Source organism: Streptomyces sp. YJ-C3, from assembly GCF_053891275.1.
Genome location: NZ_CM132685.1, coordinates 770,851 through 792,321 on the forward strand (window position 1 = coordinate 770,851; position 21,471 = coordinate 792,321).

Annotated in this window: 22 protein-coding genes; 15 read left to right on the plus strand and 7 right to left on the minus strand. The window is 72.3% G+C overall.

Annotated features, from left to right (window positions below; all coding sequences use genetic code 11):
- The first annotated feature begins 123 nt into the window (after positions 1–123).
- From ACVHNB_RS03440 to ACVHNB_RS03465, 6 genes are all read left to right on the plus strand, one after another.
- The gene (locus tag ACVHNB_RS03440; RefSeq protein ID WP_456227387.1) at positions 124–1,236 is read left to right on the plus strand and encodes an ABC transporter ATP-binding protein; all 1,113 of its coding nucleotides are present in this window, start codon (positions 124–126) and stop codon (positions 1,234–1,236) included.
- On the plus strand, positions 1,233–1,877 hold the full coding sequence (locus tag ACVHNB_RS03445) for an ABC transporter permease (RefSeq protein WP_428952905.1): 645 nt from the start codon (positions 1,233–1,235) through the stop codon (positions 1,875–1,877). Before ACVHNB_RS03440 ends, ACVHNB_RS03445 begins: the two co-directional genes overlap by 4 nt.
- Positions 1,878–1,883: 6 nt before the next feature.
- Positions 1,884–2,561: an ABC transporter permease gene (locus ACVHNB_RS03450; protein ID WP_428952904.1), complete on the plus strand. Its 678-nt coding sequence runs from the start codon at positions 1,884–1,886 to the stop codon at positions 2,559–2,561.
- An 11-nt stretch (positions 2,562–2,572) separates the two neighbouring features.
- Positions 2,573–3,517 carry an ABC transporter substrate-binding protein gene (locus ACVHNB_RS03455; RefSeq protein WP_428952903.1) on the plus strand — a complete coding sequence of 315 codons (945 nt, stop codon included), beginning with the start codon at positions 2,573–2,575 and terminating at the stop codon, positions 3,515–3,517.
- 25 nt (positions 3,518–3,542) lie between these two features.
- A complete protein-coding gene (locus ACVHNB_RS03460; protein WP_428952902.1) occupies positions 3,543–4,961 on the plus strand; it encodes a purine-cytosine permease family protein in 1,419 nt (472 codons plus the stop codon).
- A gap of 90 nt (positions 4,962–5,051) precedes the next feature.
- Positions 5,052–5,489, plus strand: a complete 438-nt coding sequence (locus ACVHNB_RS03465; protein ID WP_428952901.1) for a hypothetical protein — start codon at positions 5,052–5,054, stop codon at positions 5,487–5,489.
- 1 nt (position 5,490) lies between these two features.
- Here the strand turns inward: ACVHNB_RS03465 and ACVHNB_RS03470 are convergent, their stop codons facing one another.
- Positions 5,491–6,252 (minus strand): SDR family oxidoreductase, encoded by a 762-nt coding sequence (locus tag ACVHNB_RS03470; protein WP_456227388.1) that lies wholly within the window; start codon positions 6,250–6,252, stop codon positions 5,491–5,493.
- Between the two features lie 136 nt (positions 6,253–6,388).
- Here ACVHNB_RS03470 and ACVHNB_RS03475 point away from each other — a divergent pair, with 136 nt between their 5' ends.
- Together ACVHNB_RS03475 and ACVHNB_RS03480 are read left to right on the plus strand one after the other, a co-directional pair.
- Complete coding sequence (locus ACVHNB_RS03475; protein WP_428952899.1) at positions 6,389–7,234, plus strand: helix-turn-helix transcriptional regulator; 846 nt, start codon at positions 6,389–6,391, stop codon at positions 7,232–7,234.
- An 89-nt stretch (positions 7,235–7,323) separates the two neighbouring features.
- Positions 7,324–7,893 (plus strand): hypothetical protein, encoded by a 570-nt coding sequence (locus ACVHNB_RS03480; protein WP_456227389.1) that lies wholly within the window; start codon positions 7,324–7,326, stop codon positions 7,891–7,893.
- Positions 7,894–7,914: 21 nt separating this feature from the next.
- Here ACVHNB_RS03480 and ACVHNB_RS03485 read toward each other — a convergent pair whose 3' ends face one another.
- The 5 genes from ACVHNB_RS03485 to ACVHNB_RS03505 all read right to left on the minus strand — a co-directional run bounded on the left by ACVHNB_RS03485 (position 7,915) and on the right by ACVHNB_RS03505 (position 11,732).
- Positions 7,915–8,289, minus strand: a complete 375-nt coding sequence (locus ACVHNB_RS03485; RefSeq protein ID WP_456227390.1) for a hypothetical protein — start codon at positions 8,287–8,289, stop codon at positions 7,915–7,917.
- Positions 8,290–8,315: 26 nt separating this feature from the next.
- A complete protein-coding gene (locus ACVHNB_RS03490; RefSeq protein ID WP_428952896.1) occupies positions 8,316–8,834 on the minus strand; it encodes a roadblock/LC7 domain-containing protein in 519 nt (172 codons plus the stop codon).
- A 74-nt stretch (positions 8,835–8,908) separates the two neighbouring features.
- Positions 8,909–9,676, minus strand: a complete 768-nt coding sequence (locus ACVHNB_RS03495) for a DUF4388 domain-containing protein (RefSeq protein ID WP_428952895.1) — start codon at positions 9,674–9,676, stop codon at positions 8,909–8,911.
- The gene (locus tag ACVHNB_RS03500; protein ID WP_428952894.1) at positions 9,673–10,077 is read right to left on the minus strand and encodes a hypothetical protein; all 405 of its coding nucleotides are present in this window, start codon (positions 10,075–10,077) and stop codon (positions 9,673–9,675) included. The genes ACVHNB_RS03495 and ACVHNB_RS03500 overlap by 4 nt, the downstream gene beginning before the upstream one ends.
- A gap of 305 nt (positions 10,078–10,382) precedes the next feature.
- Positions 10,383–11,732 carry a diaminopimelate decarboxylase gene (locus ACVHNB_RS03505; protein WP_456227391.1) on the minus strand — a complete coding sequence of 450 codons (1,350 nt, stop codon included), beginning with the start codon at positions 11,730–11,732 and terminating at the stop codon, positions 10,383–10,385.
- 112 nt (positions 11,733–11,844) lie between these two features.
- Here ACVHNB_RS03505 and hutU point away from each other — a divergent pair, with 112 nt between their 5' ends.
- From hutU to hutI, 4 genes are all read left to right on the plus strand, one after another.
- Positions 11,845–13,509, plus strand: coding sequence for a urocanate hydratase (hutU, locus tag ACVHNB_RS03510; RefSeq protein ID WP_428952892.1), 1,665 nt, complete (start codon positions 11,845–11,847; stop codon positions 13,507–13,509).
- 14 nt (positions 13,510–13,523) lie between these two features.
- Positions 13,524–14,735 carry an allantoate amidohydrolase gene (locus tag ACVHNB_RS03515; RefSeq protein WP_428957582.1) on the plus strand — a complete coding sequence of 404 codons (1,212 nt, stop codon included), beginning with the start codon at positions 13,524–13,526 and terminating at the stop codon, positions 14,733–14,735.
- Positions 14,732–16,075, plus strand: a complete 1,344-nt coding sequence (locus ACVHNB_RS03520; RefSeq protein ID WP_456227392.1) for a formimidoylglutamate deiminase — start codon at positions 14,732–14,734, stop codon at positions 16,073–16,075. The genes ACVHNB_RS03515 and ACVHNB_RS03520 overlap by 4 nt, the downstream gene beginning before the upstream one ends.
- A gap of 68 nt (positions 16,076–16,143) precedes the next feature.
- Positions 16,144–17,316, plus strand: a complete 1,173-nt coding sequence (gene hutI / locus ACVHNB_RS03525; protein ID WP_428952890.1) for an imidazolonepropionase — start codon at positions 16,144–16,146, stop codon at positions 17,314–17,316.
- Positions 17,317–17,343: 27 nt separating this feature from the next.
- On the opposite strand, the gene ACVHNB_RS03530 is transcribed toward hutI, so the two are convergent.
- A complete protein-coding gene (locus ACVHNB_RS03530) occupies positions 17,344–18,546 on the minus strand; it encodes a helix-turn-helix domain-containing protein (RefSeq protein ID WP_428952889.1) in 1,203 nt (400 codons plus the stop codon).
- 452 nt (positions 18,547–18,998) lie between these two features.
- On the opposite strand from ACVHNB_RS03530, the gene ACVHNB_RS03535 reads away from it, so the two are divergent.
- Genes ACVHNB_RS03535 through ACVHNB_RS03545 form a run of 3 tightly spaced genes read left to right on the plus strand, consistent with a single transcriptional unit; the run spans position 18,999 to position 21,455 of the window.
- Complete coding sequence (locus ACVHNB_RS03535) at positions 18,999–19,670, plus strand: DUF4097 family beta strand repeat-containing protein (RefSeq protein WP_428952888.1); 672 nt, start codon at positions 18,999–19,001, stop codon at positions 19,668–19,670.
- Between the two features lie 28 nt (positions 19,671–19,698).
- Complete coding sequence (locus ACVHNB_RS03540) at positions 19,699–20,682, plus strand: ATP-binding cassette domain-containing protein (RefSeq protein WP_428952887.1); 984 nt, start codon at positions 19,699–19,701, stop codon at positions 20,680–20,682.
- Positions 20,679–21,455, plus strand: coding sequence for an ABC transporter permease (locus ACVHNB_RS03545; protein WP_428952886.1), 777 nt, complete (start codon positions 20,679–20,681; stop codon positions 21,453–21,455). Before ACVHNB_RS03540 ends, ACVHNB_RS03545 begins: the two co-directional genes overlap by 4 nt.
- Positions 21,456–21,471 lie beyond the last annotated feature (16 nt).

Sequence of the window (21,471 nt, forward strand, 5' to 3'; positions counted from 1 at the left end):
ACACTTCGGGCAGCCCGTGGGGATTTACCGGTGATTTACGCGGGGGCATTGACAAGTTATTCACGCACCAAGAACTCTGCATGACGATATGCAGGCCGGGCAAGAGGACTCCAGAGGCGCTCCATGATCCAGTTCGAAGCGGTCCACAAGCGATTCCCGAACGGCACGACTGCGGTGCACGATCTCTCGCTCGACATGCCGGAGGGAGGCGTGACCGTCTTCGTCGGGTCGTCCGGCTGCGGCAAGACGACCAGTCTCCGGATGATCAACCGGATGGTCGACCCGACCTCCGGCACCATCCGGGTCGGCGGCCGCGACGTCCTGGAGCAGGACGCCGCCGAGCTGCGCCGCTCCATCGGCTACGTCATCCAGCAGGCCGGCCTGTTCCCGCACCGCACCGTCCTCGACAACGTCGCCACCGTGCCGCTGCTGCTCGGCTGGGGCCGCAGGAAGGCCCGGGCCGCGGCCGGTGACCTCCTCGAACGGGTCGGCCTCGCCCCCGAGATGGGCAAGCGGTACCCGCACCAGCTCTCCGGCGGCCAGCAGCAGCGCGTCGGCGTGGCCCGGGCGCTCGCCGCGGATCCGCCGGTGCTGCTGATGGACGAGCCGTTCGGCGCCGTCGACCCGGTCGTGCGCGCCCAGCTCCAGGACGAACTCCTGCGCCTCCAGACGGAGTTGAACAAGACCATCGTCTTCGTCACCCACGACATCGACGAGGCGGTGCGGCTCGGCGACCGGATAGCCGTCTTCCGCGAGGGCGGCCACCTCGTGCAGTGCGCCGAGCCCGCCGAACTGCTCGCCCGCCCCGCCGACGACTTCGTGGCCGACTTCCTGGGCGCCGAGCGGGGCCTGAAGCTGCTGTCGCTGACCGCGCTCGCCGACGTACCGCAGGCGCCCGCGCCCGACGGCGGCCCCTGGGAACTGGTGCTGGACGCGGGCCGCAAGCCGCTGCACTGGCGGGAGCGGGACGGCGGCGGCGAGGCTCCGGTGCGGGCCCTTCGCGACACGGATTCGCTGCTGTCCGCGCTGAACGAGTCCGTCGCGTCGCCGGTCGGACTCGTGGCCCGGGTCGACGCCGAGGGGGTGCTCACCGGGGTCACGTCCCGGGACGACATCCACGACCGGGCCGGGGTCGCTCATGCACAGGCCCTGACCGGCGTGCCGTCACGGGGCGCCGCCCCGGACCCCGCTCCCCGATCGCCGCAGGGGCTCGAGAAGACCGGCGGTGCCGCATGACCATCGACTGGGAATGGATCGGTGAGCACAGGTCCGATCTCGCCACCCTCACCGCCTCCCACCTCCAGGCCGCCCTCAGCGCCGTCCTGTTCGGGCTCCTCATATCCCTGCCGCTGGCCGTGATCGCCCACCGCGTCCGGCCCCTGCGCGGCTTCCTCCTCGGGCTGTCGAACGTCCTGTTCACCATCCCGTCCATCGCCGTCTTCGTCCTGCTGCTGCCGGTCTCCGGCCTCACCCGCACCACCACCGTCATCGGCCTGACGATCTACACCCTCGTCGTCCTGCTGCGGAACACCGTCGAGGGCCTCGACTCCGTACCGCACAAGACCAAGGAAGCCGCGAAGGCCATGGGCACACGGCCGCTGCGCACCCTGCTCACCGTCGAGCTGCCGCTCGCGCTGCCCGTGATCATGGCGGGGGTGCGGATCGCGACCGTCATGGCCATCTCCCTGGTGTCCGTGGCGACCTACATCGGCGACGGCGGGCTCGGCCAGCTCTTCACCGACGGCTTCCAGCGCAACTTCCCGACCCCCGTCATCGTCGGCGTCGTCCTCACGCTGCTGCTCGCGCTCGTCGCGGACGCGGCTCTCGTCGCCGTCCAGCGGCTGCTCACGCCGTGGACCCGGACCAGGAAGGCCTGAGCCGCCATGTACGAACTCTTCAAGAACCTGGGCTCCTGGCTGGTCAGCGGCGAGCAGTGGGCCGGCGGCGACGGCATCGGGCACCGGCTCGCCGAGCACCTCCAGTACTCGCTGCTCGCCACGCTCATCGCCGCCGCGATCGCGCTGCCCGTCGGCCTGCTCATCGGGCACACCGGACGCGGCGCCTTCCTCGCCATCAACCTGTCCTCGTTCGGCCGCGCGCTGCCGACCGTCGGCCTCGTCGTGCTGGTCTTCCTGGCCAGCGGACTGTCGATGTGGCCCGTCTACATCGCCCTCGTCGCGCTCGCCGTGCCGTCCATCGTCACCAACACGTACGCGGGCATGACCGCCGTCGACCCCGAGGTGAAGGACGCCGCGCGGGGACAGGGCATGCGGGCCCACCAGGTGCTGTTCCAGGTCGAGCTGCCGCTCGCCCTGCCGCTGATCATGACGGGGCTCCGGCTCGCCCTGATCCAGGTCGTCGCGACCGCCACCATCGCCGCGTACGTCTCCTTCGGCGGGCTCGGCCGCTACGTCTTCGACGGGCTCGCCCAGCGGGATCTCGTGCAGGTGCTCGGCGGCGCCGTCCTCGTCGCGGTCGTCGCCGTCGTCCTCGACCTGGCGCTCTCCGGCCTGCAGCGCCTCCTCTTCCGTCACCGTCCCGCCGCGCTCAAGTCCGCCTAGGAGCAAGCAAGATGACCAACCTCAACCGACGTGCCGTCATCGGCGGACTCTTCGCCGCGGCCTCCGTGCCCGCCCTCGCCGCCTGCTCCAGCGGCATCACCTCGCTCGACGGGCAGGGCTCCGGCGGCTCCGGCGGCGGCTCCAGCAAGAACGGCGTCACGATCGGCACCGCCAACTTCACCGAGAACCAGGTGCTCGGCTACCTGTACGCGGCCGTGCTGGACGCGGCCGGGGTGAAGACGACCGTGCGGCCCAACCTCGGCACCCGCGAGATCCTCATCCCCGCCCTCAAGGGCGGCGACATCGACCTGCTGCCCGAGTACCAGGGCGCCCTGCTGCACTACCTCGACACCAAGTCCACCGTCACCGAGGAGGGCGAGATGCAGAACGCCCTCGCCGTGGCGCTCCCGGCCGGGCTGCAGATCCTGCCCTACGGGATGGCCGAGGACTCGGACGCCTTCGTGGTCACGCGCGAGACCGCCGAGAAGTACGGCCTCAGGTCGCTCGCCGATCTGGCGAAGCACAACGGCGACCTCGTCATCGGCGCGGCGCCGGAAGTGAAGAAGCGGCAGGTCGGCGCCGTCGGCCTGAAGGACGTGTACGGCGTCGAGTTCAAGGAGTTCAAGTCCCTCGACTCGTCCGGGCCGCTGGTCAAGGGCGCCCTGAAGAAGGGCGACGTCGACGTGGCGAACCTGTTCACCACCGACACCGACATCGCCGCCAACCACTGGGTCGTCCTCACCGACCCCAAGAACCTCGTCCCCGGCCAGCACGTCGTCCCGCTGATCGCGGACCGCAAGGCCGACTCGACCGTCCGCAAGGCGCTGGCCCGCCTCGGCAACGTCCTCACCACCGAGCAGCTGACCGAGCTGAACCGGCTCGTCGACAAGGACAAGAAGGACCCCGAGGACGTGGCGAACGACTACGCGCGTCAGCACGGTCTGGCGAAGAAGTAGCGGAACAGCGGCAAGGAGCACCACCATGGCAGCGGTAGTGGAGAAGCACTCCATCGACGTCGTCCCGGACAGCGAGCGGCACGGGCGCGCCTTCCACCAGTTCACGCTCTGGCTCGGCGCCAACCTCCACATCACCGCCGTGGTCACCGGCGCCCTCGCCGTCGTCTTCGGCGGCGACGTGGTCTGGTCACTGGCCGGGCTCGTGCTCGGCAACCTGTTCGGCGGCGCCGTCATGGCGCTCCACTCGGCGCAGGGCCCCAAGCTGGGGCTGCCCCAGATGATCCAGTCGCGGGCCCAGTTCGGCGTCAAGGGCGCCGTCGTGCCGCTGCTCCTCGTGATCCTCATGTACGTCGGCTTCTTCGCGAGCGGGACCGTCCTCGCCGGACAGGCCACCGCCGAGTTGACGCACACGGACGAGAGCACGGGCATCATCGTCTTCGGCCTCGTCACGGCCGTCATGGCGGCCGTCGGCTACCGCGTCATCCACGTCCTCGGCCGGGTCGCGAGCGTCGTCTGCGCGCTCGCCTTCGTGTACCTGGGCGTGCGCCTCCTCGGCCGCGTCGACCTCGGCGACCTGCTCTCCGACGCGCACTTCTCGCTCCCCATGTTCCTGCTGGCCATGTCGCTGTCGGCGTCGTGGCAGCTGGCGTTCGGCCCTTACGTCGCCGACTACTCGCGCTATCTGCCGCGGACCACGAGCGCCAAGGCCACGTTCTGGTGGACCCTGTCCGGCTCGGCGATCGGCTCGCAGTGGGCGATGACGTTCGGCGTGCTGGTCGCCGCGAGCTCGGGCGGCGCGTTCCTCGACAACCAGGTCGGCTACGTCGTCTCGCTCGGCGGCGCGGGCCTGGTGGCATCGTTCTTCTACTTCGTGATCGCGCTCGGCAAGCTGACCATCAACGTGCTCAACACGTACGGCGGCTTCATGTCGATGGTCACCGGCATCAGCGGCTTCCGCGGCCAGCGGGCCCTGTCGCGGCGCGGCCGGGCCGTCTACATCGCGATCATCATGGTCGCGGGCACGGCCGTCGCCCTGGCCGGCAAGGACAGCTTCCTGTCGTCCTTCAAGGACTTCCTGCTGTTCCTGCTGACGTTCTTCACGCCGTGGAGCGCCATCAACCTGGTCGACTACTACCTGATCTCCCGCGAGCGCTACGACATCCCGGCCCTCGCCGACCCGAACGGCCGCTACGGCGCCTGGCGCGGCGACGCCCTCGTGGTCTACGGCGTCGGGGTCCTCGCCCAGCTCCCCTTCCTGGCGACCGCCTTCTACACCGGCCCGTTCGTCGGCCCGCTCGGCGGCGCCGACATCTCCTGGATCGTGGGGCTCGCCGTCCCGGCCGTCCTGTACTGGCTGCTCGCCCGGCGCGACACCTCGCACGTACCGGAGCGGACGATCCTGGACGACCGGCCGGCCGAGCCCCTGGTGTCGTCCCCGTCGTGAGCCGGCACCGGAGCCGGGGGACCGGCCCCGCACCAAGAGGGGGGCTAGCCCCACTGCCACAGGCGCCCCCACTCCGTACCGTGAATTGGTATGGAAGCCCGCGAACAGGCACGTGACGCCGAACTCAAGAAGGAACTCGACGCCACCCTGCACGCCCGCAGGGAACTCGGCGAGGAGTACGAGACCGCGCTCGTCGATTCGTTCCTCGACAAGGTCGAGCAGCGCCTGGACTCCGTCGTGGACCGGCGGGTGCGCAGGCAACTGGCCGAACAGCGGATGTCCGTCGCCCGCGACGCCCGCGGCGGCCGCGGCGACGGCGACGGCTGGGGCGAGCGCTTCGGCTTCGCCGTCGTCACCCTCGTCCTCGCGATCCCGCTGTCCGCGATCGCCGTGGTCAACGCCGGCCTGCCCGGACTGCTGATCGCCTGGGGCGGCATCGTCGGCGTGAACGCCCTGCACGCGGGGCACTGGTCGCCGCGGTTCGGGAAGCGGCGGCGCGCGGGGCAGGACTCCGAGTGGGAGGAGTGAGTCACGCCTGCCGGGTCGGCAGGACGATTGCCTGACGCAGGTTCACGTGGCGGGGGCGGCTCGTCGTGTAGGCGATCAGGTCCGCGATGTCGTCGGACGACAGCCCGGTCAGCGCCTCGAACATGCCGTCCAGCTGGCCCGAGAGCTCCGCGTTGTCGACGTGGGAGGCCAGCTCCGACTCCGTCAGGCCCGGCTCGATGTTCGTGACCCGCACATCGAGCGGACCCAGCTCGGTGCGCAGCGACTGGGAGAGATAGGTGAGGGCGGCCTTCGTCGCCCCGTACACCGCGTAGTTCGGGAACGGGACGTGCGCGCCGATGGACGAGATGTTCACCAGGTCCGCCGTGCCGCCCGCCGCGGCCGTCGCGATCAGGTCGGGGGTGAGGGCGCGGATGACGCGCAGCGCCCCGGCGACGTTTGTGTCGAGCATGCGCTGCCACTCGTCGGCGCGGCCGTCGGCGACGGGGTTCGGCAGCATCACGCCCGCCGCGTTCACGACGAGGTCGACCCGCCCGTACGCGGCGTGCACGTGCTCGGTGGCGGCGTCGACCGAGGCCTGGTCCGTGATGTCCGCGGGCAGTGCCAGGGCCTGCCCGCCGTCCGCCCCGATCTTCGCGGCCAGCGCGGTGAGCCGGTCGGCGCGCCGGGCGAGCAGGGCGACGCGGGCCCCGTGGGCGGCGAGCAGCCGGGCGGCGGCCTCGCCCATGCCGCTGGCCGCGCCGGTGACGAGGGCGGTGCGGCCGATGAGGGCGTCGTACGTCATGGGAACTCCTCGGGATGCGGTGCGCCGTTCGGTGGGCACCAGCCTGCGGCGGGCCGCGCGGCCCACCCAGGGCAGAGCTTTTCCTGGGTCCGGCAGTACCAGGACGCAAGCGTGTCCGGTGCCTAGGATCGGAGCCATGAGCGAACCGGCCGACGGCATAGGCGACTTCCTGCGCTCACGGCGCGCCCGCATCCGGCCCGAGGAGGTCGGCCTGCCGGGACACGGCCGCCGCCGGGTACCGGGCCTGCGCCGCGAGGAGGTCGCCCAGCTCGCCGGGGTCAGCGTCGACTACTACATCCGCCTGGAACAGGGGCGGGGCACCTCGGTGTCGGACGCCGTGCTCGACGCCGTCGCGCGCGTCCTGCGCCTCGACGACACCGAGCGGACGTATCTGAGCGCGGTCGCCCGCCCCGCCGAGACCCACCGCCGGGCGGCGGCCCGCCCGGCGGCCCAGCAGGTGCGGCCGGGCCTGCGGCTGCTGCTCGACACGATCGAGAAGGGCCCGGCGTTCGTGCTCGGCCGCCGCATGGACGTACTGGCCTGGAACGCGCTCGCCGACGCCCTGCTCGGCTTCTCGGCGATGCCCCCGAAGGACCGCAACATGCCGCGCCAGGTCTTCCTCGACCCGGCCGCCCGCGACCTGTACCCGCAGTGGCCGGCGGTCGCCGCCGAGACCGTCGCGTTCCTGCGCCTCGACGCGGGCGCGCACCCCCAAGACCCCCGGCTGGCGGCGCTCGTCGGTGAACTCTCGCTGGCGAGCGCGGACTTCCGGCGCCTGTGGGCGGACCACCAGGTGAAGGAGAAGACCTCGGGCGCCAAGCGCCTGCTGCATCCCGTCGCCGGTGAACTCACCCTGCCCTACGAGACGTTGAGGGTCACGGGAGAGCCCGATCAGGCCCTGGTGGTGTACACGCCCGAGCCCGGCTCGGTGACGGAGGAACGGCTGCGGATGCTGGGCAGCTGGGCGGCGACACCGCGCTGACGGACGCTTCAGGGTGCTCTCACGCAACCCTCAGAAACCGTCGCTAATCTCCGGCCCCGGACGGACGGACGCCGGAGGAGGGCGACACGGTGACGCGCGGAGCACAGGGGCTGGTCAGGACGGCTGTCGTGGTGCGGGCCGGAGCCGCGCCGATGGGGTGGCTCGGGGTCGTCGCGGCGGGGATCGGGGTGCTGCCCGGCGGCCTCACCGGGCGGCGGATCGGCGTGCTCGGCGGGGCCGTGCTGTTCCTGGTGGTCGCGGCGGCGGTCGCGTACGGCCGCAGGCAGCGGTACGCCCGGCTCACCCGCGGGGCGACCCGCGCCGGGAAGTTCGACGTGCTCCAGGACCGGCGGATCACCGTACGGAACTGGCGGCGCGGCCACCGGTGGTGGCTGGCGCTGGCGTTCCTGGCGGCGGTCGGGAGCTCCTTCGCGGTGCCCGCGGCCGGCGGGATGGCCCTGGCCGGGGCGGGCGCCGGACTGTGGCTGAAGGCGGCCTGGCTGGGACGGCGCGAACGGCAGGACGAGGCGCTGCTGTGGCTGCGCGTCGACTGGCTCGGGTCACGCGCGGGCGCGCCCGTGGGCAAGCAGGTCAAGGGGTACCGGTCCACCGGCACGGCAGCGGGCGACGCCGCGCCCGGCGGGGCGCGACGTCGCTGATCTCGCGGTGAACTCCCTTGTTCAGACTTCGAGTTCGTTCTCGATCGACTTCAGCTGATGGCGGGCCATCGCCAGGTTGGCGCGCGCTGAATCGAGCACCAGGTACAGGAACAGCCCGTTGCCGCTGCGCCCCTTCAGGAGGCGGATCAGGTGGTACTGGGTGCCGAGTGTGATGAGGATGTCCTCGATCTCGTCCTTCAGCCCGAGGTGTTCCATGGTGCGCAGCTTGGCGCGGATGACGTCGGTGTTGCCCGCGGCGGCGACCTCCAGGTCGAAGCTCTTGGAGCCGCCGATGGTGCCGAGGGCCATGCCGCTGTTGTAGTCGACCAGTGCCGCGGCGCTGGCGCCCTCGATGGAGGCGACGGCGTCCTTGAGAGCGGTCTCGGTGTTGGCCATGATGCTGGGTCCTTTCCTGTGCTGCCTCAGCGGGCAGTTCGAGGTTGCAATTTGGGCTCGGAGAGCTCGGATCTGGGGGTGCGGACCGGCAGTCCGCTCTCGGTGGAGGCAACGGGCGGCGAGGGCGCGGTGCGGGCGCGGGAGCGCCCGCGGCCGCGGGCGACCGGCTCCGCGGCGGCCGCGTCGACCAGCTCGCCGATCCGGGTCCCGGAGCGGCGGCCCTCCAGATGCAGCCGCCCGACGTTGACCCGGTCCTCGGCGAGCAGGGTGAGGACCGCGCTGCCCCCGGCGGCGTACGTGGCGACATAGCCGTCCGTACCGCGCACCAGGAGTTCCCGGAAACCGCCCTGCCCGGTGGCGTCCGAGAGGCGCTGGGCCACGCCGAGCGCGGCGGCGGTCAGCGCGGCCATGCCCTCCGGCTCGATGCCGGGGGTGTCCTGGGCGAGCACGAGTCCGTCGACGCTGGCCGCGAGGGCCCCGGTGACCTGGGGGACCCGGACTCTCAACCTGTGTAGTTCGCCGAGGACTTCGGCCTCGTCGGCCATCGGCGGTCTCCTTCCGGGAGTTGCGGGAGTGACAGGAGGTACGGAGCCGGCGCGTCCGGCGCGGCGCAGGCGCTTCACAGGGCCTCCAGTGCGGCGCGCAGCCGGCGCAGCAGCGCCACGTCGGGATCCTCGACGGCGGCGTGCGACATCCACGCGGGCACCGGGGTCGTGATGGCGGGCTCCGGGGGAGCGGTGGTCACCAGGCCGCCCGCGGCGAGGCGGCGCAGATCGACCAGGGTGTGGAAAGCGGGCCTGCCCAGGGCGAGCGCGATCTGCGACGCGGTGCGCGCCCCGTCGACCAGGTCCAGGACCCGGCGCCGCCGCGGCGGCACCGGCTGTTCGCGGCCCGTGGCCCGGGTCAGCGGGGCCGTGTCGGTGTCCGGCTCGGGCCAGATCCGCTGGAGCAGGTCGCGGCGGCGCAGCGTCTCGCGCTCGACCGCCGCCACCGGCACCGGACGCACCGCGCCGAACCAGTGCGAGACCCCGTAGCGGAACCGGGTGGGTCCGCTGCTCGGCGCGAGCGTGAAGTACGCGGCGTCGAACACCGCGGCCAGATGGCACAGTTCGAGCGCGCCGTCCGACAGCCGGCCCTGTTCGACGAGGTAGCGGCCGACGCGCTGCCCGGCCCCCGCCCGGTCCACGGCCTCCCACCAGCGGTCGGCGTGCACCGCGCCGCCCGCCGTGAGCAGCACGTCCATGCCGGGGGTCGCGGGCGACTCCGCGTGCACGATCCGCCCGTCCGCCAGATAGAGGGTGCCGTGTTCGCGGATCAGCGCCCCGGTGGCCCGTTCGTCCGCGAGCCGGCCGAGCATCGGCGAGACGCCCGCGGTGGCGCTGCTCATCCGAGGACCAACCGGTCGGCCAGGCCGGTGAGATGGAGCCGGGCGTACGCGAGGTTGCCCTCGTCCCGGTCGAGCCACAGGTGGAGGAAGACGCTGCTGTCGAAGCTGGTCCGGACGAAGCGGAGCAGGTGGTAGCCGTCGCGGTTGGTGACGATGACGTCCTCGACGGGCGGTTCCTTGTCGGCCTCGGTCCAGTCGCTGCCCTCGGCCGGGGAGAACGCGCGGTGCTCGGCGGCCAGCCGGGCGAGTTCGGCGGCCTCGGCGGCGGTGGCCTCGTGGTCCCCGTTGGGCGAGTCGCCGATGGTGCCCAGGGCCAGACCGCTGGTCCAGTCGACGACGGAGGCGCCGCGGGCACCCGGCAGCCGCATGACCTCAAGCAGGCACTCGTCGATTCCGGGCACGCCTGAAACTCCCCACTTGGTCGCCGTTCTCGTGCACCCTTGGTGCTGGTGTGACGGAGACGCTACGCACGGTACGGCGACCTGGTGAGCGTTCTGGCATTTTCCGGTGGAACATTCGAAGGGGGGATAAAATCCGCCAACTCAGCTGGAAAGAGGGGTCCTGTGCGCCCGGCGCACGCCTCCGCGCGCCCGGCGCGCGGAACCCTGCCTCACGCTTCACTCCCGTGCGCTCAGACCTCTGCGCGCGGGCGCTCCCGGAGGCCGAGGGGCCCGGGAGGCCGAGGAGTCCCAGAGGCCGTGTGGTCTCAGAGGTCGAGCAGGGCGCCCCGCCGGTCGCCGCCCGCCTCCGTCACGATCTCCGCCACCGTCTGCGGGGCCCGTACGGTCGCGAACCGCACGCCGTCGACCGGGTCCGCGGTGAATCCGTACACCCCGGGCCGGGTCAGCGAGTTGTAGGAGTAGTGCTGGGCGAAGTTGTACGCGCCGGTGTCGAGCGCGGCCACGTGGTCGCCGGCCTCCAGCGGCGGCAGCGGGCGGTTCTCGGCGAGCAGGTCCCCGGCGAAGCAGGCGGGGCCCGCCACGTCCTGCGCGACGGCCGGGCCGGTCCTGGGCCGGCCCTGCGCGTCGTACGCGGCGATCCGCAGCGGCCAGGACGCGGGCGCGTACACGGTCCGGGTCGCGACCTGGACTCCCGCGTGCGTCACGGCGATCGGGCGCCCGCCGCTGCGCTTGGTGTACTCGACGCGCGCCAGGATCAGGCCGTGCTTGGCGAGCAGTGACCGGCCGAACTCGGTGACCAGGCCGTAGCGCCCGTCGAAGAGGCCCGGGACGGTCTCGGCGAGCAGCTGCGCGTACGCGGCATGGCCCGGGCTCTCCTCGTCGGAGGCGAAGTTCACCGGCAGACCGCCGCCGATGTCGAGCGTGTCGATCTGCCGCCGGCCCGCCGACCGGTTGATCTCCTCGGCGAGTTCGTACGTGGTGCGCACCCCCTCGGCCATCAGCTCCAGCGGTACGCCCTGCGATCCGGAGTGCGTGTGCAGGCGGGTCAGCCACGGCCGGTCCAGGAAGGCCCGCACGACCCACTCGCGTGCGCCCTCGTCGCGCAGCGCCACCCCGAACTTGGAGGTGGCGGTGGCGGTCGACAGGGCGCCGATCGAGCCCGCCCCGATCTGCGGGTTCACGCGCAGGCCCACGGGGGAGCGGGTGGGCGCGGAGGCGACGAGGGCGTCCAGGCGGGCCAGCTCCTGCGGGTTGTCGGCGTTCACGGCGATGCCGAGGGCCAGGGCCTCGCGCAGTTCGGCGGCGGTCTTGGCGGGGGAGTCCAGGACGGTGCGGGCCGGCGGCACCCCGGCCGCGCGGGCCAGGGCCAGCTCGCCCGGGCTCGCGACCTCGGCCCCGATGCCCGCGTCGTGCAGCAGCCGCAGGACCGGCACGAGCGGCGTCGCCTTCACGGCGAAGGAGTGCAGCACCTCCGTGCCGGGTGCGACGACCGCGTCGAAGGCGGCGTGCAGCGCGGCGGCCGAGGCGCGGATGCCGGTGACGTCGAGGAGTCCGGCGACGGGCCGGGCCGGGCCGACGAGTGCCTGGTCGACGGCGGCGCGTACGGCCTGGTCGCGGCGGGCGGAACGGTCCGGGGAAGCGTCCGTGGGAGCCATGTGGTCCAGACAACCACTCGGACCGCTGTCAGGGGAATGTATTGACTAGCCCTATTCAGGAAGTCAGGATGTGAATAACCGCATCAACATGGAGCACTCCAGGAGGCCGCCGATGTCAGGACCCCGCGCCGTACGAGCCCCGCGCGGCACCGAGCTCAACACCCTGGGGTGGCAGCAGGAGGGCGCCCTGCGGATGCTCATGAACAACCTCGACGCGGAGGTCGCCGAGCACCCCGACAAGCTGGTCGTCTACGGGGGCACCGGCAAGGCGGCCCGGTCCTGGGAGGCGTACGACGCGATCGTGCGCACGCTCAAGACGCTGAAGTCCGACGAGACGCTCCTCGTCCAGTCCGGCAAGCCGGTCGGCGTGCTGCGCACCAGTGAGTGGGCGCCGCGCGTGCTGCTCGCCAACTCCAACCTGGTCGGGGACTGGGCCAACTGGGAGGAGTTCCGCAAGCTGGAGGCCGAGGGCCTCACCATGTACGGCCAGATGACGGCCGGTTCATGGATCTACATCGGCTCGCAGGGCATCGTCCAGGGCACCTACGAGACCTTCGGCGCCGTCGCCCGCAAGAAGTTCGACGGCACCCTCGCGGGGACGATCACCCTCACCGCCGGTGTCGGCGGCATGGGCGGCGCCCAGCCGCTCGCGGTCACGATGAACGAGGGCGTCGCGATCTGCGTCGACGTCGACGAGACCCGCATCGACCGCCGCATCGGCACCCGCTACCTGGACGTCAAGGCCGACAGCCTCGACCACGCCCTGGAGCTGGCGGTCCAGGCCCGCGACGAGCGCCGCGGCCTGTCCATCGGCGTCGTCGGCAACGCCGCCGAGGTCTTCCCCGAGCTGCTGCGCCGCGGCGCCCCGATCGACATCGTCACCGACCAGACCTCCGCCCACGACCCCCTCGCCTACCTGCCCGTCGGCATCTCGGTCGAGGACTGGGACAAGGAGCGCGAGGCGGACCCGGCCGGCTTCACCGACAAGGCCCGTCAGTCGATGCGCCTGCACGTCGAGGCCATGGTCGGCTTCCTGGACGCCGGCGCCGAGGTCTTCGACTACGGCAACTCGATCCGCGACGAGGCCCGCAAGGCCGGCTGCGAGCGCGCCTTCGACTTCCCCGGCTTCGTGCCCGCGCACATCCGCCCGCTGTTCGAGGAGGGCCTCGGCCCGTTCCGCTGGGCCGCCCTGTCCGGCGACCCGGAGGACATCCGCAAGACGGACGCCGCGATCAAGGAGCTGTTCCCGGAGAACAAGCACCTGCACCGCTGGCTCGACATGGCCGCCGAGCGCATCTCCTTCGAGGGCCTCCCGGCACGCATCTGCTGGCTCGGCTACGGCGAACGCCACCTGGCGGGCCTCAAGTTCAACGAGATGGTGGCCTCCGGCGAACTCTCCGCCCCGGTCGCCATCGGCCGCGACCACCTCGACTCCGGCTCGGTCGCCTCCCCGTACCGCGAGACCGAGGCCATGAAGGACGGGTCCGACGCGATCGCCGACTGGCCGCTCCTGAACGCCCTGGTCAACACTGCCTCCGGCGCTTCCTGGGTCTCCCTGCACCACGGCGGCGGCGTCGGCATGGGCCGCTCCATCCACGCGGGCCAGGTCTGCGTCGCCGACGGCACCGACCTCGCCGCGCAGAAGATCGAGCGCGTCCTCACCAACGACCCGGCGATGGGCGTCATCCGCCACGTCGACGCGGGCTACGAGCACGCGGCGCAGGTCGCGGCGGAGCGCGGCGTCCGTGTCCCCATGCGTGAGGGCGACGACGCGTGAGCGCCTTCCTGGAGATGTGGCGCGAGCTGCGTCCCATCGGCCGGAACCAGGACAGCGGCGGCTACCGCCGCTACGCCTGGACCGGCGCCGACACCGACTGCCGCGCATGGTTCGAGGCGCAGGCCACGTCCCGCGGCCTGACCTACGAGCTGGACCGCAACGGCAACCAGTGGGCCTGGCTCGGCGACCCGGAAGCCGGGGACGCCGTCGTCACGGGCTCCCACCTGGACTCCGTCCCGGACGGCGGCGCCTTCGACGGCCCGCTCGGCGTCGTCTCCTCGTTCGCCGCCCTGGACGAACTCCGCCACAGGGGAGCGGAGTTCACCAAGCCGTTCGCGATCACCAACTTCGGCGACGAGGAGGGCGCCCGCTTCGGCCTGGCCTGCGTCGGCTCCCGCCTCAGCGGCGGCCACCTCACCCGCGAGCAGGCCCACCGGCTCACCGACGCCGACGGCATCACGCTGCCGCAGGCCATGGAGAGCGCCGGGTACGACCCGGAGACGATCGGCCCGGACCCCGAACGCCTGGCCCGCATCGGCGCGTTCGTCGAGCTGCACGTCGAACAGGGCCGCGCCCTGGACCTGTCCGGCGACGCGGTCGGCATCGCCAGCGCCATCTGGCCGCACGGCCGCTGGCGCTTCGACTTCCGCGGCGAGGCCAACCACGCGGGCACGACCCGGCTCGTCGACCGCAGGGACCCGATGCTGCCGTACGCGGAGACGGTCCTGGCGGCCCGCCGCGAGGCACAACTGGCGGGCGCGGTCGCCACGTTCGGCAAGATCGCGGTCGAGCCGAACGGCGTCAACGCCATCCCGTCCCTGGTCCGCGGCTGGCTCGACTCGCGCGCCGCCGACCAGGACGCCCTCGACCGGACCGTCACGGCCATCGAGAAGGCGGCCCGCGCATACGCCGACGCGCACGGCATCGACGTATCGCTGACCAGGGAGTCGTTCACACCGGTCGTCGACTTCGACCACGCGCTGCGCGACGAACTGGCCCGGATCCTCGGCACGAAGGGCGCGTCGGCCGGCCTGACGGTCCCCGTGCTGGGGACGGGGGCGGGACACGACGCGGGGATCCTCGCCTCGTCCGTCCCCACCGCCATGCTGTTCGTACGCAACCCCACGGGCGTCTCGCACTCCCCGGCCGAGTCCGCGGCCGAGGACGACTGCCTGGCCGGGGTGGCGGCACTCGCCGACGTACTGGAAGGACTGGCCTGCACGTGACGACGCAGCAGACGACGTACTGGCTGGAGCACGCCTGGCTCGACCCGAACGTCGAGCCCGGCGTGGCCGTGGACGTCACGGCGGACGGCCGGATCGCGGCCGTCCGCACGGGGACCGAGACCCCGCCGCCCGGCGCGACCGTGCTGCGCGGCCTCACCGTCCCCGGCCTGGCCAACGCCCACAGCCACGCCTTCCACCGGGCGCTGCGCTCGACGGTGCAGGTCGGCTCGGGCACGTTCTGGACCTGGCGCGAGGTCATGTACGGGGTCGCGGACCGGCTCACCCCCGACACGTACCACGCGCTCGCGCGGGCGGTGTACGCGGAGATGGCGCTGACCGGCATCACGGCGGTCGGCGAGTTCCACTACCTGCACCACCAGCCCGGCGGCACCCCGTACGCGGACCCCAACGCGATGGGCGAGGCGCTGATCGCGGCGGCGGACGAGGCGGGCATCCGCATCACGCTGCTCGACACGGCGTACCTCTCCGCGGGCTTCGGCACGGAGCCGGACCGCCACCAGCGGCGCTTCTCCGACGGCACGGCCCAGGCGTGGGCCGAGCGCGCGTCCCTGCTCAAGGAACGCCCGCACGCCCGGATCGGCGCGGCGGTCCACTCGGTGCGCGCGGTCCCGGCCGACCAGCTCGGGACGGTCGCGCAGTGGGCGGCGGACCGCCGGGCGCCCCTCCACGTCCACCTCTCCGAGCAGACCGCGGAGAACGACGCGTGCCAGGCCGCCCACGGCTGCACCCCCACCCAACTCCTCGCTGAGCACGGCGTGTTGAGCGCGCGCACGACGGGCGTCCACAACACCCACCTCACCGACGCCGACATCGCGCTGATCGGCCGCTCGGGCACCGGCACCTGCATGTGCCCGACGACGGAACGCGACCTGGCCGACGGCATCGGCCCGGCGGTGGCCCTCCAGAAGGCGGGCTCCGCGCTCTCCCTCGGCTCCGACAGCCACGCCGTCATCGACCTGTTCGAGGAGGCGCGGGCGATGGAGCTGAACGAACGCCTGCGCTCCCGCACCCGCGGCCACTGGACCGCGGCGGCCCTGCTCCGCGCGGCCACGGCCGACGGCCACGCGGCGCTGGGCTGGTCCGACGCGGGCACCCTGGAGACGGGCGCGGTGGCGGACCTGGTCACGATCACCCTGGACTCGGTCCGCACGGCGGGCGCGCTGCCCCGCCTCGGCGCGGAGACGGCGGTGTTCGCGGCGAGCGGGGCGGACGTGACGGACGTGATCGCGGGCGGCCGCAGGATCGTCCGCGACGGGGAGCATGTGCTGGTCGGTGACGTGGCAGGAGCCTTGACCTCGGCCCTTGCGGCGCTGCACTAGTCCAAGCCCCTCCGGCGCTTGAGGAGCGGGGTCCGGGGCGCAGCCCCGTGACCTCAGGAAGAGGAACCATGACGACCACCACGGCCATCACCGACATCGGCACCCTGGTCACCAACAACCCGGACCTCGGCGACGGCCCCCTGGGCCTGATCGAGAACGCCGCCCTGGTCATCGAGGGCGACAGGATCGCCTGGGCGGGCCCGGCGGCGAAGACCCCGGCCACCGACACCCGGCACGACGCCGGGGGCCGCGCCGTCGTCCCCGGCTTCGTCGACTCCCACTCCCACCTGGTCTTCGCGGGCGACCGCACGAAGGAGTTCAACGCCCGCATGTCGGGCCGGAGTTACCAGGCCGGCGGCATCCGCACCACGGTGGCGGCGACCCGGGCGGCCACGGACGAGGCCCTGGAGGCGAACCTCACCCGCTACCTCGCGGAAGCGCTCCGCCAGGGCACGACCACCTTCGAGACGAAGTCCGGCTACGGCCTGACCACCGCCGACGAGGAACGCGCGCTGCGCATCGCGGCGGCCCACACCGACGAGGTCACCTACCTCGGCGCCCACATCGTGTCGCCCGACTTCGCCGACGACCCGGCCGCGTACGTGGAGCTGGTGACCGGCGAGATGCTGGACGCCTGCGCCCCGCACGCCCGCTGGATCGACGTGTTCTGCGAGAAGGGCGCCTTCGACGGTGACCAGGCCCGCGCGATCCTCACGGCGGGCCGGGCGAAGGGCCTGCACCCGCGCATCCACGCGAACCAGCTCTCCTACGGCCCGGGCGTCCAGCTCGCCGTGGAACTGGACGCGGCGAGCGCCGACCACTGCACGCACCTCACGGACGCCGACGTCGACGCCCTCGCGAACAGCGACACGGTGGCCACACTGCTGCCCGGCGCCGAGTTCTCCACGCGGGCCCAGTGGCCGAACGCCCGCCGCCTGCTGGACGCGGGCGCCACGGTCGCGCTGTCCACGGACTGCAACCCGGGCTCGTCCTTCACGTCCTCGGTCCCCTTCTGCATCGCCCTGGCCGTACGGGACATGGGCATGACCCCGGACGAGGCGCTGTGGTCGGCGACCGCGGGCGGCGCGCGGGCGCTCCGCCGCACGGACGTCGGCCACCTCGCGCCGGGCGCCCGCGCGGACCTGGCGTTCCTGGACGCGCCGAGCCATGTGCATCTGGCCTACCGGCCGGGCGTCCCGCTGGTGCGGGAGGTCTGGCGGGCCGGGGCACGCGCCGTCTGACGGCACCCGCGTCCCGCCGGCCGCCGGCTACGGCGCCAGGGACTCGGCGACGAGCCGCCAGATCTCCGCGGCCAGGTCCATGTTGCCGCTCTGCTGGGCCTGGCCGGCGAGGTCCCGCAGTCCGGTGAGCGCCCGGTCCCGCTCGCCCTCCAGGAGCAGCACGCGGTTGCGCAGCACGTCGAGCCTGATCCGGTCCTGGTACGGCAGCAGATCGTCGAAGCCGACCAGCTGGTCGAGGACCTCGCGCGCCTCGTCGGGGCGGCCGGTGGACACGGCGATCCGGGCACGCAGCGCGAGCAACTGCTGCTCGATGGTCGGCGTGCCCGCGAACGGCAGGGCCGCCCGGACCTCCTCGACGCGCCGCTGGGCGGACTCCGCCCGCGGCGGATCGCCCCTGAGGTCGAGCCGGGCCGCACTGATACGCACGCGCATCCACATCGTCAGGTCGTCGCGGCCGTCGAAGCCGCGGACGGCCTGGTCCATCAGCTCCGACGCGGCGTCCAGATCCCCCTGGCGGGCCCGGGTGTTGGCAGCGGCCCACAAGGCCTGCGCCCATTCCGATCCGGAGGTCTCCTTCGCCACGGTGAGCAGTTCGTCGGTGTAGCGCGAGGCGTCGGGCATCCTTCCGGCCTCGGCCAGCGCCGCCACCAGAGCGAGCAGCGTCGAGGTCAGCACGCGCGGCGGCAGCCCCTCGCTCTTCGCCAGTTCGTAGGCGTGCATCGCGGTGTCGACGGCGTCGGTGATCTCACCGGCGGCCCGCATGGTGCGAGCCACCTCGGCCAGCGCCCTGGCCTGCAGCTCGGGCTGCCCGAGCGCCACGCTGAGCGCGACCAGTTCGTCGAGGCACGCCCGCTGTTCGGCATACTCCTGCCGCCGCCGACGCCACTCGGAGACCTGCCAGAGCGCCTGCCAGCGCAGCTGCGGGTCCTCGCCCTCCGCGGCCTTCAGGGCTTCGCTGAGCACCTCGCCGGCCTCGTCCCGGCTCAGCCCGGTGGCCAGCGTCAGGCTCTGGGACAGCGAGGTCGCGGTGGATTCCGTGAGCTCGGCCGGGCTGATGCCCAACTGCGTGGCCAGATGCGCGACCGCCCGATCGGTGGGCCGGCGCGCACCGGACTCGAGGCGGGACAGGTACCCGGCCGACATGCCCTCGCCCGCGAGCGTGGCGAGCGACAGGCCGCGCTCTGTCCTCAGTTGCCTGAGCCGACGGCCGAAGACTGGCTGCTCGAGCATGTCCGAACTCCTGGGTAGTGCTGATGCCTTCCGGCACCCGAAGGGGTGTTTCCCTCCCGAGCGTAGCCGACTTGCCCAGATCGGGGCAATCTCTTGCCAGCGTGAGCGCGACTCCAGTCCCTGCTTGGCAATTCTTGTTGGCAATCTCTTGCCAAGCCGGTGGCAACAGCCGTACGTTGCTGCTGTCCGCGGATGAACCTCGCCGGCGGACGGCCCGAAAGGTGGGGGCGGATATGCGCGACGTGGCATTCACTTCCACTTCATTGCAATGAATGCATCACCCTTTGTTGCGTTACATCGCAAACCATTGCAACGTTTTCTCATTTCTGAGCTGCAATGATGGCGTTTTAGCGCAACAAGTATGTTGCCGGATTCTTGAACGCAACGTAGCGTTTCACTCATCGGAAACGGCGAGCCGCACAGGACTCACCGCCACGGACAAGGAGAGAACGATGCAGAAGTTCGACACCACCGCCCCGGTCACCGCCGAGCTGAACATCCCCGCGGGGCGCATCCAGGTCGTCGCCGCCGACCGCACCGACACCACCGTCGAGGTCCGGCCCGCCGACCCCGCCAAGTCCCGTGACGTGAAGGCCGCCGAGCAGCTCCAGGTCGCCTTCGCCGACGGTGTCCTGCGCATCGAGGCCCCGGCGGCGGCCAACCGGCTCCTCGGCAGCGGCTCCGGCTCCGTCGAGGTCACCGTCCAGCTGCCGGCCGGCTCCCGCATCGAGGCGAAGGCCGCCGCCGCCGAGTTCCGCGGCGCGGGACGCCTCGGCGATGTCACCTTCGACGGCGGTCACGGCCAGGTCCAGCTCGACGAGGCCGACAGCGTCCACCTCACCGGCCTCGACGCCGACATCAAGGTCGGCCGACTGAACGGCCCCGGTCGGATCAGCACCCAGAAGGGCGACCTGACCGTCGGCGAGGCCGTGCGCGGCACGCTCACGCTGAGCACCCAGATGGGAGACATCACCGTCGTGGCCGCCCCCGGGGTCTCCGCCTCCCTCGACGCGGGTACCGGCTCCGGCCGGATCGACAACGCACTGAAGAACGCCGACGCCACGCCCGAGCTCACCGTCCACGCCACCACCGGCCACGGCGACATCACCGCCCGCAGCCTCTGACCCGCAGCCCTCAGAAGGAGCCCTCCTCATGACCAGCCTGGCCATCGCGGCGAACGAGCTGCGCAAGTCCTACGGCGACAAGACCGTGCTCGACGGCATCGACCTGCGCATCCCGGCCGGCTCGGTCTTCGCGCTGCTCGGGCCGAACGGCGCCGGGAAGACCACCACGGTGCAGATCCTGTCCACCCTGATCACCGCCGACGGCGGACAGGCCCGGGTCGCGGACCACGATCTGGCGGCCGAACCGCAGGCGGTGCGCGCCGCGATCGGGGTGACCGGGCAGTTCTCCGCCGTCGACGGTCTGATCACGGGGGAGGAGAACATGCTCCTGATGGCGGACCTGCACCACCTCTCCAAGGCCGAGGGCCGGCGGGTCACCGCCGAACTCCTGGAGCGGTTCGACCTGGTGGAAGCCGCGAGAAAGCCCGCCTCCACCTACTCCGGCGGCATGAAGCGCCGCCTGGACATCGCGATGACCCTGGTCGGCCGCCCGCGGATCATCTTCCTCGACGAGCCGACCACCGGCCTGGACCCGCGCTCGCGGCACAACATGTGGCAGATCATCCGCGAACTCGTCACCGACGGCGTCACCGTCTTCCTCACCACCCAGTACCTCGAAGAGGCCGACCAGCTCGCCGACCGGATCGCGGTGCTGAACGACGGGAGGATCGCCGCCGAGGGCAGCGCCGAGGAACTCAAGCGCCTCGTCCCCGGTGGACACATCCGCCTGCGCTTCACCGACCCGGACGCCTACCGCTCGGCGGCCGCCACCCTCGACGCGGCGACCCGCGACGACGACGCCCAGGCCCTGAAGATCCCCAGCGACGGCAGCCAGCGCGAACTGCGCTCCATCCTCGACCAGTTGGACATCTCCGGCATCGAGGCCGACGAGCTGACCGTGCACACCCCCGACCTCGACGACGTCTTCTTCGCCCTCACCAGCGGCACCGCCCGGCCCGCCCTGTCCGTCGTGAACCCCCAGCCCAGCCAGTCCGAGGAGACCGTCCGATGAGCTCCCTCTCCCTCGCCGTCCGCGACTCGTCCACCATGCTGCGGCGCAACCTGCTGCACGCCCGCCGCTACCCCTCCCTCACCCTGAACCTGCTGCTCACCCCGGTGATGCTGCTCCTGCTGTTCGTCTACATCTTCGGCGACACGATGAGCGGCGGGGCGGGCCGCGACGCCTACATCGCCTACATCGTCCCCGGCATCCTGCTCATGACGATCGGTTCCACCGTCATCGGTACCGCGGTGTCGGTGTCCACCGACATGAGCGAGGGCATCATCGCCCGCTTCCGCACCATGGCCATCCACCGCAGCTCGATCCTGTTCGGCCACGTCGTCGGCAGCGTCCTGCAGACCCTGGTCAGCGTGGTCCTGGTCGGCGCCGTCGGGGTGGCGATGGGCTTCCGTTCCACGGACGCCACCGTGCTGGAGTGGTGCGCCGCCTTCGGGCTCCTCGCCCTGGTCGCGCTGGCCTTCACCTGGATCGCGGTCGGCATGGGGCTGGGCAGCCCGAACGCGGAGGCGGCCAGCAACAACGCGATGCCGCTGATCCTGCTGCCGCTCATCTCCAGCGCCTTCGTCCCCCTGGACTCGATGCCGGGCTGGTTCCAGCCGATCGCCGAGTACCAGCCCTTCACCCCGGCCATCGAGACCCTGCGCGGCCTCCTGCTGGGCACGGAGATCGGCAACAACTGGTGGATCGCGCTGGTCTGGTGCCTGGCCCTGACCGTCCTCGGCTACCGCTGGTCCAAGGCCCAGTTCAACGCCGACCCCAAGTAACCGCCGTGCCGGCAGC

Coding starts and splice junctions, on each gene's coding strand:
- ACVHNB_RS03440 (WP_456227387.1), top strand. CDS start 124: ATGATCCAGTTCGAAGCGGTCCACAAGCGATTCCCGAACGGCACGACT.
- ACVHNB_RS03445 (WP_428952905.1), top strand. CDS start 1,233: ATGACCATCGACTGGGAATGGATCGGTGAGCACAGGTCCGATCTCGCC.
- ACVHNB_RS03450 (WP_428952904.1), top strand. CDS start 1,884: ATGTACGAACTCTTCAAGAACCTGGGCTCCTGGCTGGTCAGCGGCGAG.
- ACVHNB_RS03455 (WP_428952903.1), top strand. CDS start 2,573: ATGACCAACCTCAACCGACGTGCCGTCATCGGCGGACTCTTCGCCGCG.
- ACVHNB_RS03460 (WP_428952902.1), top strand. CDS start 3,543: ATGGCAGCGGTAGTGGAGAAGCACTCCATCGACGTCGTCCCGGACAGC.
- ACVHNB_RS03465 (WP_428952901.1), top strand. CDS start 5,052: ATGGAAGCCCGCGAACAGGCACGTGACGCCGAACTCAAGAAGGAACTC.
- ACVHNB_RS03470 (WP_456227388.1), bottom strand. CDS start 6,252: ATGACGTACGACGCCCTCATCGGCCGCACCGCCCTCGTCACCGGCGCG.
- ACVHNB_RS03475 (WP_428952899.1), top strand. CDS start 6,389: ATGAGCGAACCGGCCGACGGCATAGGCGACTTCCTGCGCTCACGGCGC.
- ACVHNB_RS03485 (WP_456227390.1), bottom strand. CDS start 8,289: ATGGCCAACACCGAGACCGCTCTCAAGGACGCCGTCGCCTCCATCGAG.
- ACVHNB_RS03490 (WP_428952896.1), bottom strand. CDS start 8,834: ATGGCCGACGAGGCCGAAGTCCTCGGCGAACTACACAGGTTGAGAGTC.
- ACVHNB_RS03495 (WP_428952895.1), bottom strand. CDS start 9,676: ATGAGCAGCGCCACCGCGGGCGTCTCGCCGATGCTCGGCCGGCTCGCG.
- ACVHNB_RS03505 (WP_456227391.1), bottom strand. CDS start 11,732: ATGGCTCCCACGGACGCTTCCCCGGACCGTTCCGCCCGCCGCGACCAG.
- hutU (WP_428952892.1), top strand. CDS start 11,845: ATGTCAGGACCCCGCGCCGTACGAGCCCCGCGCGGCACCGAGCTCAAC.
- ACVHNB_RS03515 (WP_428957582.1), top strand. CDS start 13,524: ATGTGGCGCGAGCTGCGTCCCATCGGCCGGAACCAGGACAGCGGCGGC.
- hutI (WP_428952890.1), top strand. CDS start 16,144: ATGACGACCACCACGGCCATCACCGACATCGGCACCCTGGTCACCAAC.
- ACVHNB_RS03530 (WP_428952889.1), bottom strand. CDS start 18,546: ATGCTCGAGCAGCCAGTCTTCGGCCGTCGGCTCAGGCAACTGAGGACA.
- ACVHNB_RS03535 (WP_428952888.1), top strand. CDS start 18,999: ATGCAGAAGTTCGACACCACCGCCCCGGTCACCGCCGAGCTGAACATC.
- ACVHNB_RS03540 (WP_428952887.1), top strand. CDS start 19,699: ATGACCAGCCTGGCCATCGCGGCGAACGAGCTGCGCAAGTCCTACGGC.
- ACVHNB_RS03545 (WP_428952886.1), top strand. CDS start 20,679: ATGAGCTCCCTCTCCCTCGCCGTCCGCGACTCGTCCACCATGCTGCGG.